The organism is Pseudomonas sp. Seg1, assembly GCF_018326005.1.
GTDB lineage: Bacteria > Pseudomonadota > Gammaproteobacteria > Pseudomonadales > Pseudomonadaceae > Aquipseudomonas.
This window is the reverse complement of record NZ_AP021903.1, coordinates 2,679,546-2,692,721: the sequence shown is the minus strand read 5'-3', so window position 1 is coordinate 2,692,721 and position 13,176 is coordinate 2,679,546. Positions and strand designations below refer to the sequence as shown.

The 13,176-nt window shown below is 59.0% G+C and carries 18 protein-coding genes; 8 read left to right on the top strand and 10 right to left on the bottom strand.

Annotated features, from left to right (window positions below; all coding sequences use genetic code 11):
• Window positions 1-123 precede the first annotated feature (123 nt).
• Window positions 124-363, top strand: a complete 240-nt coding sequence (locus KI231_RS12025) for a hypothetical protein (protein ID WP_103303446.1) — start codon at window positions 124-126, stop codon at window positions 361-363.
• A 59-nt stretch (window positions 364-422) separates the two neighbouring features.
• On the opposite strand, the gene KI231_RS12020 is transcribed toward KI231_RS12025, so the two are convergent.
• Window positions 423-620 carry a DUF2188 domain-containing protein gene (locus tag KI231_RS12020; RefSeq protein WP_103303445.1) on the bottom strand — a complete coding sequence of 66 codons (198 nt, stop codon included), beginning with the start codon at window positions 618-620 and terminating at the stop codon, window positions 423-425.
• 222 nt (window positions 621-842) lie between these two features.
• On the opposite strand from KI231_RS12020, the gene KI231_RS12015 reads away from it, so the two are divergent.
• Window positions 843-1,205 carry an NUDIX hydrolase gene (locus tag KI231_RS12015; RefSeq protein ID WP_103303444.1) on the top strand — a complete coding sequence of 121 codons (363 nt, stop codon included), beginning with the start codon at window positions 843-845 and terminating at the stop codon, window positions 1,203-1,205.
• A 3-nt stretch (window positions 1,206-1,208) separates the two neighbouring features.
• On the opposite strand, the gene KI231_RS12010 is transcribed toward KI231_RS12015, so the two are convergent.
• The 3 genes from KI231_RS12010 to KI231_RS12000 all read right to left on the bottom strand — a co-directional run bounded on the left by KI231_RS12010 (window position 1,209) and on the right by KI231_RS12000 (window position 3,540).
• The gene (locus tag KI231_RS12010) at window positions 1,209-1,451 is read right to left on the bottom strand and encodes a DUF1652 domain-containing protein (protein ID WP_103303443.1); all 243 of its coding nucleotides are present in this window, start codon (window positions 1,449-1,451) and stop codon (window positions 1,209-1,211) included.
• A gap of 110 nt (window positions 1,452-1,561) precedes the next feature.
• Entirely contained in the window at window positions 1,562-2,461 is a 900-nt protein-coding gene (locus KI231_RS12005; protein WP_213028359.1) for a polysaccharide deacetylase family protein, read from the bottom strand.
• Between the two features lie 131 nt (window positions 2,462-2,592).
• Window positions 2,593-3,540, bottom strand: coding sequence for an ABC transporter substrate-binding protein (locus KI231_RS12000; protein ID WP_213028358.1), 948 nt, complete (start codon window positions 3,538-3,540; stop codon window positions 2,593-2,595).
• A 293-nt stretch (window positions 3,541-3,833) separates the two neighbouring features.
• On the opposite strand from KI231_RS12000, the gene KI231_RS11995 reads away from it, so the two are divergent.
• The 4 genes from KI231_RS11995 to KI231_RS11980 all read left to right on the top strand — a co-directional run bounded on the left by KI231_RS11995 (window position 3,834) and on the right by KI231_RS11980 (window position 7,057).
• Window positions 3,834-4,820, top strand: a complete 987-nt coding sequence (locus KI231_RS11995; protein WP_213028357.1) for an aliphatic sulfonate ABC transporter substrate-binding protein — start codon at window positions 3,834-3,836, stop codon at window positions 4,818-4,820.
• A 61-nt stretch (window positions 4,821-4,881) separates the two neighbouring features.
• Window positions 4,882-5,724, top strand: a complete 843-nt coding sequence (locus tag KI231_RS11990; protein ID WP_213028356.1) for an ABC transporter permease — start codon at window positions 4,882-4,884, stop codon at window positions 5,722-5,724.
• A gap of 47 nt (window positions 5,725-5,771) precedes the next feature.
• Window positions 5,772-6,452: an SOS response-associated peptidase gene (locus KI231_RS11985; protein ID WP_213028355.1), complete on the top strand. Its 681-nt coding sequence runs from the start codon at window positions 5,772-5,774 to the stop codon at window positions 6,450-6,452.
• Window positions 6,453-6,784: 332 nt separating this feature from the next.
• Entirely contained in the window at window positions 6,785-7,057 is a 273-nt protein-coding gene (locus KI231_RS11980; RefSeq protein ID WP_213028354.1) for a hypothetical protein, read from the top strand.
• Window positions 7,058-7,101: 44 nt separating this feature from the next.
• On the opposite strand, the gene KI231_RS11975 is transcribed toward KI231_RS11980, so the two are convergent.
• The 3 genes from KI231_RS11975 to KI231_RS11965 all read right to left on the bottom strand — a co-directional run bounded on the left by KI231_RS11975 (window position 7,102) and on the right by KI231_RS11965 (window position 8,324).
• Entirely contained in the window at window positions 7,102-7,251 is a 150-nt protein-coding gene (locus tag KI231_RS11975; RefSeq protein ID WP_177431380.1) for a hypothetical protein, read from the bottom strand.
• A 63-nt stretch (window positions 7,252-7,314) separates the two neighbouring features.
• The gene (locus KI231_RS11970; protein WP_213028773.1) at window positions 7,315-7,626 is read right to left on the bottom strand and encodes an AzlD domain-containing protein; all 312 of its coding nucleotides are present in this window, start codon (window positions 7,624-7,626) and stop codon (window positions 7,315-7,317) included.
• Complete coding sequence (locus tag KI231_RS11965) at window positions 7,626-8,324, bottom strand: AzlC family ABC transporter permease (RefSeq protein WP_213028353.1); 699 nt, start codon at window positions 8,322-8,324, stop codon at window positions 7,626-7,628. Before KI231_RS11965 ends, KI231_RS11970 begins: the two co-directional genes overlap by 1 nt.
• Window positions 8,325-8,457: 133 nt before the next feature.
• Here KI231_RS11965 and KI231_RS11960 point away from each other — a divergent pair, with 133 nt between their 5' ends.
• Window positions 8,458-8,844, top strand: coding sequence for a DUF2784 domain-containing protein (locus KI231_RS11960; protein WP_103303434.1), 387 nt, complete (start codon window positions 8,458-8,460; stop codon window positions 8,842-8,844).
• Here KI231_RS11960 and KI231_RS11955 read toward each other — a convergent pair.
• On the bottom strand, window positions 8,841-9,368 hold the full coding sequence (locus tag KI231_RS11955; protein WP_213028352.1) for a DUF3087 domain-containing protein: 528 nt from the start codon (window positions 9,366-9,368) through the stop codon (window positions 8,841-8,843). The genes KI231_RS11960 and KI231_RS11955 overlap by 4 nt on opposite strands.
• Before the next feature lie 224 nt (window positions 9,369-9,592).
• Here KI231_RS11955 and ppnN point away from each other — a divergent pair, with 224 nt between their 5' ends.
• Entirely contained in the window at window positions 9,593-10,966 is a 1,374-nt protein-coding gene (gene ppnN / locus KI231_RS11950; RefSeq protein WP_103303432.1) for a nucleotide 5'-monophosphate nucleosidase PpnN, read from the top strand.
• Between the two features lie 206 nt (window positions 10,967-11,172).
• Here the strand turns inward: ppnN and KI231_RS11945 are convergent, their stop codons facing one another.
• A complete protein-coding gene (locus KI231_RS11945) occupies window positions 11,173-12,585 on the bottom strand; it encodes an FAD/NAD(P)-binding protein (protein ID WP_213028351.1) in 1,413 nt (470 codons plus the stop codon).
• Window positions 12,586-13,149: a helix-turn-helix domain-containing protein gene (locus KI231_RS11940; RefSeq protein WP_213028350.1), complete on the bottom strand. Its 564-nt coding sequence runs from the start codon at window positions 13,147-13,149 to the stop codon at window positions 12,586-12,588.
• Window positions 13,150-13,176 lie beyond the last annotated feature (27 nt).

The window sequence follows — 13,176 nt, the reverse complement described above, 5'->3', positions numbered from 1 at the left end:
ACCGCGCCCTCGGGGGAGACGGCACAATTTTTCACAACCTTTCTGGCCACTGACAGACGAGCTACACGCTACCCGCAAAAAATCCGACTACTATTTTCTACCGAGAATGTTCTGGAGGTGATCATGCGGCTCAATGAATACGAACACGAACTTCAGCGCGACCTGCAAAGCGTTGCATCGGATCTGCGCTGGTCGGCAGTCGACCTCAAACGCATCGCCGAGCAACTGCGCAAGTCCGGCAACGAGGCGGACGCCCAGGCAGTGCTGAGATCCTGCGAGGTCCTGCAGAGTGATGAGGAGCGGCTGCAACTGTACGCCAAGGAAGTGAAGGCCCGCGCGATCAGTCGAACCAAAGTCCACTGACACTGGCTCGCCCCCAAACAAAAGCCCCGGCCTAAACCGGGGCTGTTCATTGCCGCCATTCAACTGGCCTTGTGACTTTGCGCACACTTCGAGCGTTTTTGGTAACCGGGAAGTGCGGCCGCGTAGGCCAGCGCCTCTTCTCTGCTGGCAAATGACGCCAGCCGATCACCCTGGGTGCACACCCGCCATGGGCCGTTGTTCACGCTGAGCACGTCATAACCGTTCATGTGCATCTTGTTCAGCATCGCAATGCTCACGGTCACCTCCTTTCGCTAACGGACAGGTTCAGCTTCACGCTTTTACCTTACACCCTGTTTTCGCCGCGGTGCCTACCGGGTGTCGTCATGCCTGCCAGTCAGGGGGCTGGCACTTTTCATACAAAAAAAAGCTCCAAACCGAGAAGGAACCTTTAACCAAGGACCCGGCTCGAATATTGCAGTTTTATGACTATTTTGTGACAAGCAGTAATCAGGTAACCGATGAAAGTACGTGCCACCGTCATTTGCGAACAGGATCGACATATTCTCCTGGTGCGCAAACCCCGCTGCCGCTGGACATTGCCCGGCGGCAAGGTCGAGCCCGGGGAAACCCGAGCCGATGCCGCCGTACGCGAATTGCAGGAAGAGACCGGCCTGAATGCCGACGAAATGTTGTATCTGATGGAACTGGAAAGCGGTGGCACGCGGCATCACGTCTACGAGGCATCAGTGCTGAACATTGATCAGGTGCGCCCGCAAAATGAAATTATCGACTGCATCTGGCACCCGCTGAATGCGGTGTGCAACCTCAACACCAGTGATGCGACATTGCGCATCGTCCAGGCATTTCAACGGCGTTTATGAGGACTAACCGGCGAACGCCCGGCGACCCGCGCTCATTTCCGTGCGCAACTCACCAATGAAGTTGGAAATGTCACGGATGGTGACGAGGTGCTCCGGGGAAACGCCATTGAGCAGCAATTCGACGCGTCCGCTTTCTGGCTCATACACCTTGATCTGCAGCAGCCCCTGCGTGGAGGGAACGCAGTCGCACTTGAACGCCGGAAACCCGGATTCGACGATGCGGCAAATCTCGGCAATGGCAAGCATGGACGGACGCCTCGCAGGCGAAGATCAATCGATCCGTAGAGCATAGATGAGCAATTTGTACCGTGCCCGGTACAAAACCGTTAACCCGGTCACAACTTTCACGCAGTCACTCAGTGCGCGTCGTGATCCCAAATCCAGTTCCAGATACCCGGCAGCTGCACTGGCTCCGAGCTTTTTTCCACGGTACGCGCCAACGCGGCCCGTTCCAGATCGGCGTGATCATCGTAGAAAGGCTTGTCCGCCAGCCTCACACCTGTGGCCGCCGCACTATCGAGAAGGATCTGCAAGTATTCGCGAGTGTGCCGCGCGGTGTAACGGTTGAGGTCGTGAAACGTCACCACCACCGGAATCACGCCATCGACGGTCGGAAATTGCCCCAGCGCAATGCGCTCACGAACCTCCGATAACTGCCGCAGCATGTTTGCCCGCCGGCGCGGACTGGCATTGAAGCCCCAGATCTTGCCGTCATTGGCGCTCAAATCGGTGAGTAACACGTGCAGCCCATGCTGTTGATAGGCAGCGAATGTACTTTTGTCGTAGTTCCAGAACGGCGGACGCAACAACGTCGGTGGCGCACCAGTGATGGCGGCGATGTCCGCTGTGCCGTTGGTCAGCGACTCTTCGAGCTCTTGAGGATCGAGCGATCGGTGATTGGTGTGCCAGTGAGTCGCGGTGTGGAAAGCGAGAATGTGCCCCTCGGCAAACTCTCGACGCATGATGCCGCGGCCGATATCGCTGTTGCCGGCCCGGGGCGCACGGGTCTGGACAAAGAACACCGCTTTGATGCCCGGCTGCACAGGATTGTCCTTGAGACTGTCGAGTACGGTGGCCGACGGGTTCCAGAAACTCGAAGCGCTTGGGCCGTCATCGAACGTCAGCAGAAAACGCACGGGGGCTTGAACCTTCAGGCGTGTTTCGGTTTGTGCGGTCATTTCGATGGGCGCGGCGATGCAGCCGGCCAACCCCAACACCATGGCCGCTGCACAAAGAAGTCTGAATCCGGATGTCATGTTTTGCCTTGAGCCCGACCACTGCGGTCATGTTGTCGATTGGCAAAACTCCCTCGCCCTTATCCATCCTTGTGCCCGGTTCTGAGAGCCGAGGCTGGATAAGGTACACAGGGTTTGGTTCCGGCGCTCGTTCAGTGAGCCAGTGCCTGCTGAAAGGAGCTGTCGATAATCCCCGCCGTGGCCAGCGGAGACGGTAGCGCTTTCACTTTAAACAGGAAGTCTGCGGTGCTTTGCAGATCCGTGGCCGCCTGTTGATCCACCGGCCCGACCGTCATGTGCGCCTGGCGCAACCAGTGCCGCGAAACCTCCTGATCGAGATTGGCTTTCTTCGCCCACAGGTCGGCGTACTCATCGGTATGGCTATCGACCCAGGCCCGCGCTTGCTTCAAACGTCCGAGAAAATCGGCGATCGCTTCACGTTTGCTATCAATGGAAGGGGTTGAAGCCGCGATCGCGCTGAGCCCCGGCATCAGATTCTTCGCCGTGAGAATTGGTCGAGCGCCAGAGAAGACAATCTGCTGGGAAATGTACGGTTCCCACACCGGAAAGGCGTCGATGCTGCCTTGCGGCAAAGCGGCAGCGGCATCAATTGGCATCAGTTTGACGAAGTCGACGTAATTCTCCGGCAGGCCACCCTGCTCCAATGCGCGCAAGGTCAATTGCTGGCTCCAGGCGCCGGGCCAATAGGCGACTTTCTTGCCCTTGAGGTCGGCGATGGTTTTCACCGGAGAATCCTTGGGCACCAGCAAGGCAATCGTGTCGGGGTTTTGTCGGGAGACGCCGATCAACTTCACCGGCGCTTGCTTCGCTGCCAGAAACAGAAAACCGGAATCGCCGAGGAATCCCAGATCAATCGCACCGGTTTGCAAAGCCTCCGCCAACGGTGCAGCCGCCTGGAAATGTTTCCAGTCCACGGTGTAAGGCGCGTCTTTCAACACACCGGAAGCTTCCACCGAAGCGCGAATGTTGTAGTAGTTCTGGTCACCGACATGCAGGACCAAAGGCTCGGCAGCGTAGGAAAGCGGCGACGCAAACAGCGCAGCGGTCAACGCGCAACGGAGGAAACGGGAGAGCTTCATGGCGAGTCCTGCAAAGAGAAATTGCATAGAACATAACCCTAACAAATGACCACGTTGAAATTCGATTAAGGCATAAGCTCAGCACCACGGATCTCCACTGTTCGTCCAGCAACAGTGGCAAATCACACTGTTCGCAGAGCAACAGCGACACCTTGGCATTCTTCAATAAACCCCTTGTAAACCGGCACTTCGAGGCACATGGCACAGAGCCTGCAATATTCCATTCATGCAGGAAGCATTCAAAAAAAATATCTTTTTGGACATAAGAACCTGTGCCTTTGCCGGAGCGCCCCATGAAATTGTCATTGCCCTTTTCCCGTCTCAAAACACTGCTCGCCGCCAGCGCAATGGCACTGAGCCTGCAACCGCTGGCCCAGGCCGCCGAAACCGCTCCGGCGGAAGTACACCTGGACTACGCCTATTACTCCCCGGTCAGCCTGGTGCTTAAACATTTCGGCTTCCTCGAAAAAGCCCTACCGCAGAGCAAAGTCAGCTGGGTGCTGAGCCAGGGCAGCAATCGCTCATTGGAGTACCTCAATAGCGGCGGCGTCGATTTCGCCTCCAGCGCCAGCCTCGCCGCCGTGCTGAGCCGCGCCAATGGCAGCCCGATCAAATCGGTGTACGTTTACAGCCGCGCTGAATGGACTGCGCTGGTCGTGCGCAAAGACTCGCCGTACCAGAGCATCGCCGACCTCAAGGGCAAGAAGATCGCCGCGACCAAAGGCACCGACCCGTATCTGTTTACCCTACGCAGCCTGCAACAGGCCGGGCTGAAAAAGGACGACGTGGAATTGGTGCACCTGCAACATCCGGACGGCCGCACCGCGCTGGAAAAAGGCGATGTCGACGCCTGGGCCGGCCTCGATCCGCACATGGCCGCCAGCCAGGTGCAGGCGGGTTCGCGCCTGTTGTATCGCAACCCGGCGTTCAACAGTTACGGCGTGGTCAGCGTTACCGAGCAGTACGCCAAGGAACATCCGCAGACCATCGACACGGTGATCAAGGCTTACGAACAGGCCCGCGAATGGGCGCTGAAAAACCCTGATGAGTTCGCCGCCCTGCTCGCCAAAGAGTCGGGACTGCCGCTGGACGTGGCCAAACTGCAGCTGTCGCGTACCGACTTGAGCAGCCCGCAACTGACCGCCAATGATGTCGTCGCCTCGAAAGCGGCCGCGCCGATTCTGGTCTCCGAAGAACTGGTGCGCCGTGGCGTGAATGTCGATCAAGTCATCAACCAGTTGCTCGACAGCGGTGTGCAGCAAGCCGTCGCCCGCCAGTAATCGAAAAGACTCACCCCGAATCCGCGCGCGTCGCGGATTCGTCGTGAGCGGAGCCATCACCATGACCAGTCACAGCAAAGACCTGCCCGCGCCACTCACAGCGCCGCATCGGCAGCCGCCCATTTTTAACCCATCATGGCAGCGCCGACTCAAAGGCCTCGCCCTGCCGCTGCTGATCGTCATTGCGCTGGAAATCATCGTGCGCGTCGGCTGGTTGCCGTCTTATCAGATGCCGGCGCCGAGCGAGATCGCCCTGACCCTCACCGATCTTGCCGAAGGCGCGCTGTGGAAACACATCGGCACCAGCCTGATTCGCGTGCTCCTGGGCTTTGCCATCGGTGCCGGTCTGGCCCTGGTGTTCGCCGCGTGGGTCGGTTTGAGCCGAGAAGCCGAGGCGTATCTGGAGCCGACCTTCGCTGCGCTGCGCTCGATTCCGAGCCTGGCCTGGGTGCCGTTGTTGCTGCTATGGCTGGGCATCGACGAGACCTCAAAAGTTGTCTTGATCGCCATCGGCGCGTTTTTTCCGGTGTACGTCAACGTGGTTGCGGCGATTCGCAACATCGACCGCAAACTGGTCGAGGTCGGCCACATCTACGGCTTCAGCCGCCTGCAACTGGTGCGGCGGATTCTGCTGCCCGCCGCCCTGCCCGGCCTGTTCACGGGACTGCGCAGCGGCATGAGCCTGGCGTGGATGTTCCTCGTCGCCGCCGAACTGATCGCCGCGACCAAAGGACTGGGCTACCTGCTCAGCGACGGTCGCGAAACATCGCGCCCGGACATCGTCCTGGCGGCGATCATCGTCCTCGCCCTGCTCGGCAAACTCAGCGACGGCTTGCTCGCCGCACTGGAACGTCGCTGGCTGAGATGGCGCGACACGTTCACCGGTCAGGCCGCCAATAAGTGAGCCGCAGAGCCGACTAAGCTGACATCGTCCACCAGGAGATTCAGCCGATGTGCGGAAGACTCTCGCAGTACCGTGGCATTCACGACTTCGTCGCGGTGCTGAGCATTCCCGATGCGTTGATCAATCACGTCGGCGACGCGCCGCTGGCTCGCTATAACGCTGCGCCGACTACCGCGCTGGCGGTTCTCCACCAGCACGATCAGCGTATCTACGCCGACAATTTGCGCTGGGGCTGGCGCCCGCATTGGGCGAAGGACCGTGCTGCGCCGATCAACGCCCGAGTGGAGAAAGTCGCCCACGGGCCGTTCTTCCGGGCGATCTGGCGTCAGCGCCTGATCGTGCCTGTCGACAACTGGTTCGAGTGGGTGGACGCAGAGGATAAAAGCCGACAACCGTGGCTGATCCGTCGGGCGGATCACGGGCCGGTTTTCTGCGCTGGAATCGGGCAATTTCCCACACCCGGCACGGCCCCCCGCGACGACGATGGTTTCGTGATCATCACCGCTGACAGTGCCGGCGGCATGCTCGACATTCATGATCGCCGCCCTGTGGTGCTGTGTGCAGAGTTGGCCCGCGAATGGCTCGATCCTGCCACGCCCGTGGAGCGCGCCGAACAAATGCTGCTGTTCGAGGGTGAAGCTGCGGAGGCGTTCGAATGGCACAAAGTCGACAAAGCCGTGGGCAACGCACGCAATCAGGGGTCGAACCTGATTGCCCAGGTTGCCTAAAAATCCATCGACGGCGCCCGTTCTTTCTGTAGGAACTGCCGAAGGCTGTGATCTTTTGATCTGCAAATCCAAAGTCAATGATCGGAGCCTTCGGCACCGTCTGCAGGCTGATGCGCGATCTTTACAGGGGGTGTTTCAGTCTTGAGACAAGGCTGACAAAACAATCGTTTGAGCGAACTAACCGCCTGTCTGACATTTCAACCGTCATACATACATTTAGTTGCACTACGGATAGCATGCGCGCCGCATTTCCATTTGGCATACCAGTTGACCAAAGAGTCAACAAAACCAGGAATCCCCTACAATTTTAACAAGCCTTGCAGAGAACTAAGTTGCGCGACGATTTTGCAATCAAACAGGCCAACGGCCTGGAGTGTATTTATCTGTCCATGACAGAACGCTTTCAACTCGACTGTTTTATCGGCCACTACATCAAGACTCGAAACCTGCGTTCAGTGCCTGACATCGAACGTATCCTGCGCACCACCCTCGAAGGCTATCCCGGCCAGCCGCCGGTGATGGTCAACGAGCTCAATGCCTGGATCGACAGAACGCTGGGTTATCGGGCGGCACACCCCGATTTCACGCAGTTGGAAGACCTCTGAAACGCAAAAAGCCCCGCATGAGCGGGGCTTTTTGTTTGCAGCATTCAGGGTTTCAAAGGCATTTCCTGATCACGATCAGACAGCTCTCTGCTGTCGTCGTGTTTCCAGGTCTGCTTTTCTCTTCTTTCCTGTTCCTCAATCTCCGCTTCTGTCGGCTCATCGTCATCATTCGGACGCGTTTTCTCGGTTGCCATGCCCACCTCGCTCTCAGAGGAAATCATCTTCCATAAAGCGTAGATCAGTTTTCATCGGACAACTTACAACCACCAACGCAGCAAAAAGAAAAACGCCATGCTCAATAACATGCTCAGTAGCGTACTGCGTGTGTAGATCACCAGTCCGATCGCCACCAGCGAACTAAGCAAATACGGGTTATCCCACTGCAAATTCAGCTGTTTTTCCGGCATGAAGACAATCGGCCCACAGATTGCCGTCAACATGCCCGGCACCGCAAAACCGAGAAACTGCCGCGCGTTACTGCTCAGACGCACCGGCAACCGCGGTTCAAGAAACACATAGCGGTTGAGGAACACCAGCAATCCCATCCCGACAATGACCGCCCAAACCATCATGTGCGCCCCCTATAAAGCTTGTTGCAGATAAACCCTGCGGTCATCCCGGCCAATCCCGACAGGACAAGCGCCGAGCCCCATTGCCAATGACTGAACAACACCGAGCAGAACAACGACACCGCCACGCAGACCACGGTCGGCACGTTGCGCACCACCGGCGTGATCAGGGCAATGAAGGTCGCGGCAATCGAAAAATCCAGGCCCAGATGCTCAAGGCCCGGAATGCTGCTGCCCAGGACAATCCCGGCGAGGGTAAACAGGTTCCACGCGATGTAGAACGTCAGGCCAACCCCCAAGGCATACCAGCGATTGAACTGCTGACGATCATGCTGGCTGGTCAGGGCGAACAACTCGTCGGTGAGCAAAAAACCCAGCCCGATCCGCCAACGTCCCGGCAGCGGCGAAATCACCGAGCGCATGCTCATGCCATACAACAGATGTTGCGAAGTCAGCAGCAGCGTGGTCAGCAGAATCGAGAAGATCCCGGCACCGCCCTTGAGCATACCGATTGCCACCAACTGCGCAGCGCCGGCAAACACGATGCTCGACAAGCCCTGCCCTTGCAGTGGTGTGAGGTTGGCTTCAATCGCCATGGAACCGGCGAGCAGCCCCCACGGCGCAGTCGCCAGAGACAGCGGCATGATCGCCGCAGCGCCGCGAAGAAACGCACTGCGCGGCATAAGTGAGTCAGACATAACGCTTTTCAACCCAGGAAAACGGTCGACGACTGTGCCAGTAAAAACGCCGCCCGGTCTTGAACAATCTTGCGCAATTACCCAGGCCCTGCGCGTAACATAGCGCCACTCACAATTGCGTCAGGGAGACGACATGCTGTACCGAATCGCAGCCGACGGGCTGGTGCTGTTTCATTTGCTGTTTATTCTGTTCGTGCTGTTCGGCGGGCTGCTGGTCCTCAAGTGGCCACGACTGATGTGGCTGCACCTGCCGGCCGCCGCATGGGGCTTTGCGGTCGAGGTGTTGCACCTGACCTGTCCGCTGACCTACTGGGAAAACCTGATGCGTCACGCTGCTGGGCAAACCGAATACGCCGGCGGATTCATCGAGCACTACATCTGGCCGATCATCTACCCGGCCGGGCTGACCCCGGGGATTCAACTGGTGCTGGGTAGCGTGGTCCTGGCGGTCAACCTGCTGGTGTATGGGCGCCTGATTCGCTCGTGGAAACAGCGCCGCGCCCGGCGTATTGCGCTTTAACGCGACGCCGGTTTCAAGGCTTCCAGCCATGCCGGATCAAGGCGTGGCTGGTCGATATCGAGCCCCAGCGCCTGCATCCGCTCTTTGTGTGTTTCGACTTCCCGGTGCAATTGCGCATGATCGCTGGAGTTGCCGTCCAGTTCATGCATTTGCGTCAGCCCCAAGTGATAGAAACGCAACACTTTCATGGCCGTCGGATCATTCTTCTCAACCGCTGCCGTCACCTGGTGCATCACATTGGTGACGCTCATCAGGCTGCGCTTGAGCCGCCAGCTATAGACCGCCGGGGCCATCCACGTCTGGGTCCAGAACCGCCCGCGCAACAGCGCCGCCGTCAACAGAAACGCGACAAACACCCCGCCGACATTGAAGCGCAGGTTATCGCCACCGGGCTCGCCGAACAGCGCCACTGCCGTCGTCGAAAACAACATCGCCAGCACCAAAAACAGCACCGCGATGATCAGTGTGCTGCGCCGGGTCTGCTGGCGAAAGGTGACCGCGTCCATCGGCTGAATCTCGAACATCACTTATGACTTCCTTGAGCGACAAAAAGAGCAACGGAAAAAACTCGCCCGCGCATTATCGCCTCTGCGAAGGATTTAGCTATGCTGGGGCTCCTTTTCATCTTTTCAGCGTCCAACGGGTACATGGCGGTACAGCGCAGATCGTGCCATCTTCATTCATGGATACACACTATTCGGATGCCATTCGCCTGGTTTTGGGATGACATCGTTTTAAGGATCATTGCATGACCCAACGACACGTAATCAATGCCTCGGTCAGCCCGAAAGGCAGCCTGGAAACCCTTTCTCAACGTGAAGTCCAGCAACTGAGCGAAGCCGGATCCGGCAGTACCTACACCCTCTTCCGCCAGTGCGCCCTGGCCATCCTCAACACCGGCGCTCATGTCGATAACGCCAAGACCATCCTTGAAGCCTACAAAGATTTCGAAATCCGCATTCACCAACAGGATCGCGGTGTGCGCCTGGAGCTGCTGAACGCTCCGGCCGACGCTTTCGTCGATGGCGAAATGATCGCCAGCACCCGGGAAATGCTCTTCAGCGCCCTGCGCGACATCGTCTACACCGAAAACGAACTCGACAGCCAACGCATCGACCTGAGCACCTCGCAAGGCATCAGTGACTACGTCTTTCACCTGCTGCGCAACGCGCGCACCCTGCGCCCGGGCGTCGAGCCGAAAATCGTCGTGTGCTGGGGCGGTCACTCGATCAACACCGAAGAATACAAATACACCAAGAAAGTCGGCCACGAACTGGGCCTGCGCAGCCTCGACATCTGCACCGGTTGCGGTCCCGGCGTGATGAAGGGCCCGATGAAGGGCGCGACCATCGCTCACGCCAAACAACGCATTCACGGCGGCCGCTACCTCGGTCTGACCGAGCCGGGCATCATCGCCGCCGAAGCGCCAAACCCGATCGTCAACGAACTGGTGATCCTGCCGGACATCGAAAAGCGTCTGGAAGCGTTCGTGCGAGTGGGCCATGGCATCATCATCTTCCCGGGCGGCGCCGGTACCGCTGAAGAGTTCCTCTACTTGCTGGGTATCCTGATGCATCCGGACAACGAGGGCTTGCCGTTCCCGGTGATCCTGACCGGGCCGAAACATGCCGCGCCGTATCTGGAGCAACTCGACGCCTTCGTCATCGCCACGCTTGGCGAAGCCGCCAAACAGCACTACGAAATCATCATCGACGACCCGGCTGAAGTGGCGCGCCAGATGACTCAGGGCCTGAAAGCGGTGAAGCAGTTCCGCCGCGAACGCAACGACGCGTTCCACTTCAACTGGCTGCTGAAGATCGACGAAGGCTTCCAGCGTCCGTTCGATCCGACCCACGAAAACATGGCCAATCTCAAACTGCACCGCGACCAGCCACCCCACGAACTGGCGGCCAACCTGCGCCGGGCGTTCTCGGGGATCGTTGCCGGTAACGTCAAGGACAAGGGCATTCGCCTGATCGAAGAGCACGGGCCTTATCAGATCCGTGGTGACGCGGCGATCATGCAACCGCTCGATGCGCTGCTCAAAGCCTTCGTCGCCCAGCACCGGATGAAACTGCCGGGCGGCGCGGCATATGTGCCGTGCTATCGAGTCGTGGCGTAACTCTTTCGCTTACCACGCTACAAATGTAGGAGCGAGCCTGCTCGCGATAGCGGTAGATCAGTCACCTTTTATATCGACTGAACCACCGCTATCGCGAGCAGGCTCACTCCTACAGGTTCTGTGGCGTGGCACAAATGGTGTTTACAACCAGAGTCCTGTGGGAGCGGGCTTGCCCGCGAAGAGGCCCCGCTCGACAACCTCAATCCTCAACCTTGCTCAGAGCCCAACCGCGCCGCCAGTGCCTTGGCCTGCAACGCCACATCCGTCACTGCCGTACTCTCCCACCACATCCCGCGCAACGGCGGCCCCATGGCGAACAACCGATTCGCGACCTGCCCGTTTTCGCTCAACACCGCACCGTCAATCGCAGCCGCAATCCCCAATGCCAACGGCCCCGGTCGCACCAGTCCACGGGCCAGCAACTGTTGAGGTAACGGCCTGGCAACACGCCGCCAGTCGTATTCGATCCCGCTGGAGTTGATCAATGCCGCCCCCTCCAACACGCAAGTTTCGGTCTCACCCCGGCGCCGAATGCGAATACGCACACCACCTTCCCCGTACGGCTCGAGCCCTTTGAAAGAAGCCGCATGAATCCGCAGCCGCCCCTCTCCCAGCAAACGCTCAACCAACTGCGCACTCAGCGGCGGCGAACGATGATGATGGCTTTCCCACCACGGCCGCACATGCCGTACTAATTGTCGACGCTGCACGTCAGTTGCCTGACTCCACAATCGAGCGATGTGCACCCGTACCGTGTCCAGCGGCGCCTGCCAATCGATGCCTTGGGCGATAGCATCACGGCAATGCCGGCGCAGTTCGCGTAACAACTGGCGCGGCGAACGAATGTTGAGGTCTTCAGAGAGGAAATCCACCCAGGCTGGCGGTTGCCGGCGCACATGGGGCAGCAAACCATGACGGGAAAACACTTCGATAGGCCCGCGATGCCCGGCCTGTTCCAGGGAGACCACGGCGTCGACCATGGTCAGGCCGGAACCGATGATCAGCACGGTCGATAGCGGATCGAGCTGGCGCATGGCCGCGACGTCCCATGGATCGAGTGCGGCGGCATTCAGGCCGCTGGACTCTTTCTGTGGTGTACGTGCAGCGGGGAACATGCCCGTGGCAAGAACCGCATAAGCACCCCGAATGTGCTGGCCATCATTCAACGTGACTTGCACCGATTCGGCTTCGGTTTGCAGGTCGATGACTTCTGCACAGATATGCTCGACGGTCGAACCGTATTGCTCGCCGACCTTTCGCGCTTCAGCGAGGCGCTGCTGCACGTAGACACCGAACAATCCCCGAGGCGGGAACAGTTCACAGATCGGCACTTGCTGCTCGGAAGACTGCGGCCAGCCTCCAGCAGCAATATGTTCGGTCAGCCATTGCGTCAGATCATCCGGGTTGTCCGGATCAACGCTCATACGCGCAGCATTGCCGTTGAGCGTGTGGCCCAATTCGACCGCGCTGTAGGCTTCGCCGCGACCCAGTTCGGCACGCGGCTCAATAATCAGAATCTTGCGCTGACCGGGCAGACGCAGCAGTTGCACCGCCAGCATCGTGCCACTGAGGCCACCGAGGCCACCGCCGATGATCAGGATGTCTGCGCACTGACACATTCAAATCACCACATTTCGTACGAACCGCGCCGCCACGTCGCCATCATTGCGATAGGCATGCGGCTGATTGCTGGCAAACATGAAAAACTCGCCCGCGTTGATGCGCTGCGGCTGGTCGCCGAGCATCAGCGTCAAGCAACCTTCGAACACATAGATCTGCTCGCTCCAGCCGTCGGCATCCGGTTGTGAGGGGTAGACCTCGCCCGGTTGCAGGCACCACTCCCATTGCTCGACCTCGCGAGTGGCAGTGGCCTTGGACAGCAGCACCGCTTTGCTGCCGGGAATCTTCCCGGCCCAGGCCACTTCATTGATGCGGCTCGGATCACGGGCATCGGGCGCCTGGATCAGATCACTGAAAGCAACGTCGAGCGCTTCGGCAACGCGGTCGAGAGTGGTCAGGCTGACATTCTTTTCGCCGGCTTCGATCGCCACCAGCATGCGCCGGCTCACCCCGGACTTTTCCGCCAGCGCGGTCTGGCTCATGTCGGCAGCATGCCGCAAGCGCCGCACATTCTGGCTGACGTGTTGCAGAACGGAGGCTCGTTGGCTGGAATCTTTGTGCACTATATTGCTCACTCGATGGGGTTGGGC

What these genes read in the sequence shown, in the direction of transcription:
- KI231_RS11990 (WP_213028356.1), top strand. Translation starts at nt 4,882, where the DNA reads ATGACCAGTCACAGCAAAGACCTGCCCGCGCCACTCACAGCGCCGCAT.
- KI231_RS11965 (WP_213028353.1), bottom strand. Translation starts at nt 8,324, where the DNA reads ATGTCTGACTCACTTATGCCGCGCAGTGCGTTTCTTCGCGGCGCTGCG.
- KI231_RS11960 (WP_103303434.1), top strand. Translation starts at nt 8,458, where the DNA reads ATGCTGTACCGAATCGCAGCCGACGGGCTGGTGCTGTTTCATTTGCTG.
- KI231_RS11970 (WP_213028773.1), bottom strand. Translation starts at nt 7,626, where the DNA reads ATGGTTTGGGCGGTCATTGTCGGGATGGGATTGCTGGTGTTCCTCAAC.
- KI231_RS12015 (WP_103303444.1), top strand. Translation starts at nt 843, where the DNA reads ATGAAAGTACGTGCCACCGTCATTTGCGAACAGGATCGACATATTCTC.
- KI231_RS11955 (WP_213028352.1), bottom strand. Translation starts at nt 9,368, where the DNA reads ATGTTCGAGATTCAGCCGATGGACGCGGTCACCTTTCGCCAGCAGACC.
- KI231_RS12025 (WP_103303446.1), top strand. Translation starts at nt 124, where the DNA reads ATGCGGCTCAATGAATACGAACACGAACTTCAGCGCGACCTGCAAAGC.
- ppnN (WP_103303432.1), top strand. Translation starts at nt 9,593, where the DNA reads ATGACCCAACGACACGTAATCAATGCCTCGGTCAGCCCGAAAGGCAGC.
- KI231_RS12010 (WP_103303443.1), bottom strand. Translation starts at nt 1,451, where the DNA reads ATGCTTGCCATTGCCGAGATTTGCCGCATCGTCGAATCCGGGTTTCCG.
- KI231_RS12005 (WP_213028359.1), bottom strand. Translation starts at nt 2,461, where the DNA reads ATGACATCCGGATTCAGACTTCTTTGTGCAGCGGCCATGGTGTTGGGG.
- KI231_RS11975 (WP_177431380.1), bottom strand. Translation starts at nt 7,251, where the DNA reads ATGGCAACCGAGAAAACGCGTCCGAATGATGACGATGAGCCGACAGAA.
- KI231_RS11995 (WP_213028357.1), top strand. Translation starts at nt 3,834, where the DNA reads ATGAAATTGTCATTGCCCTTTTCCCGTCTCAAAACACTGCTCGCCGCC.
- KI231_RS11985 (WP_213028355.1), top strand. Translation starts at nt 5,772, where the DNA reads ATGTGCGGAAGACTCTCGCAGTACCGTGGCATTCACGACTTCGTCGCG.
- KI231_RS12000 (WP_213028358.1), bottom strand. Translation starts at nt 3,540, where the DNA reads ATGAAGCTCTCCCGTTTCCTCCGTTGCGCGTTGACCGCTGCGCTGTTT.
- KI231_RS11945 (WP_213028351.1), bottom strand. Translation starts at nt 12,585, where the DNA reads ATGTGTCAGTGCGCAGACATCCTGATCATCGGCGGTGGCCTCGGTGGC.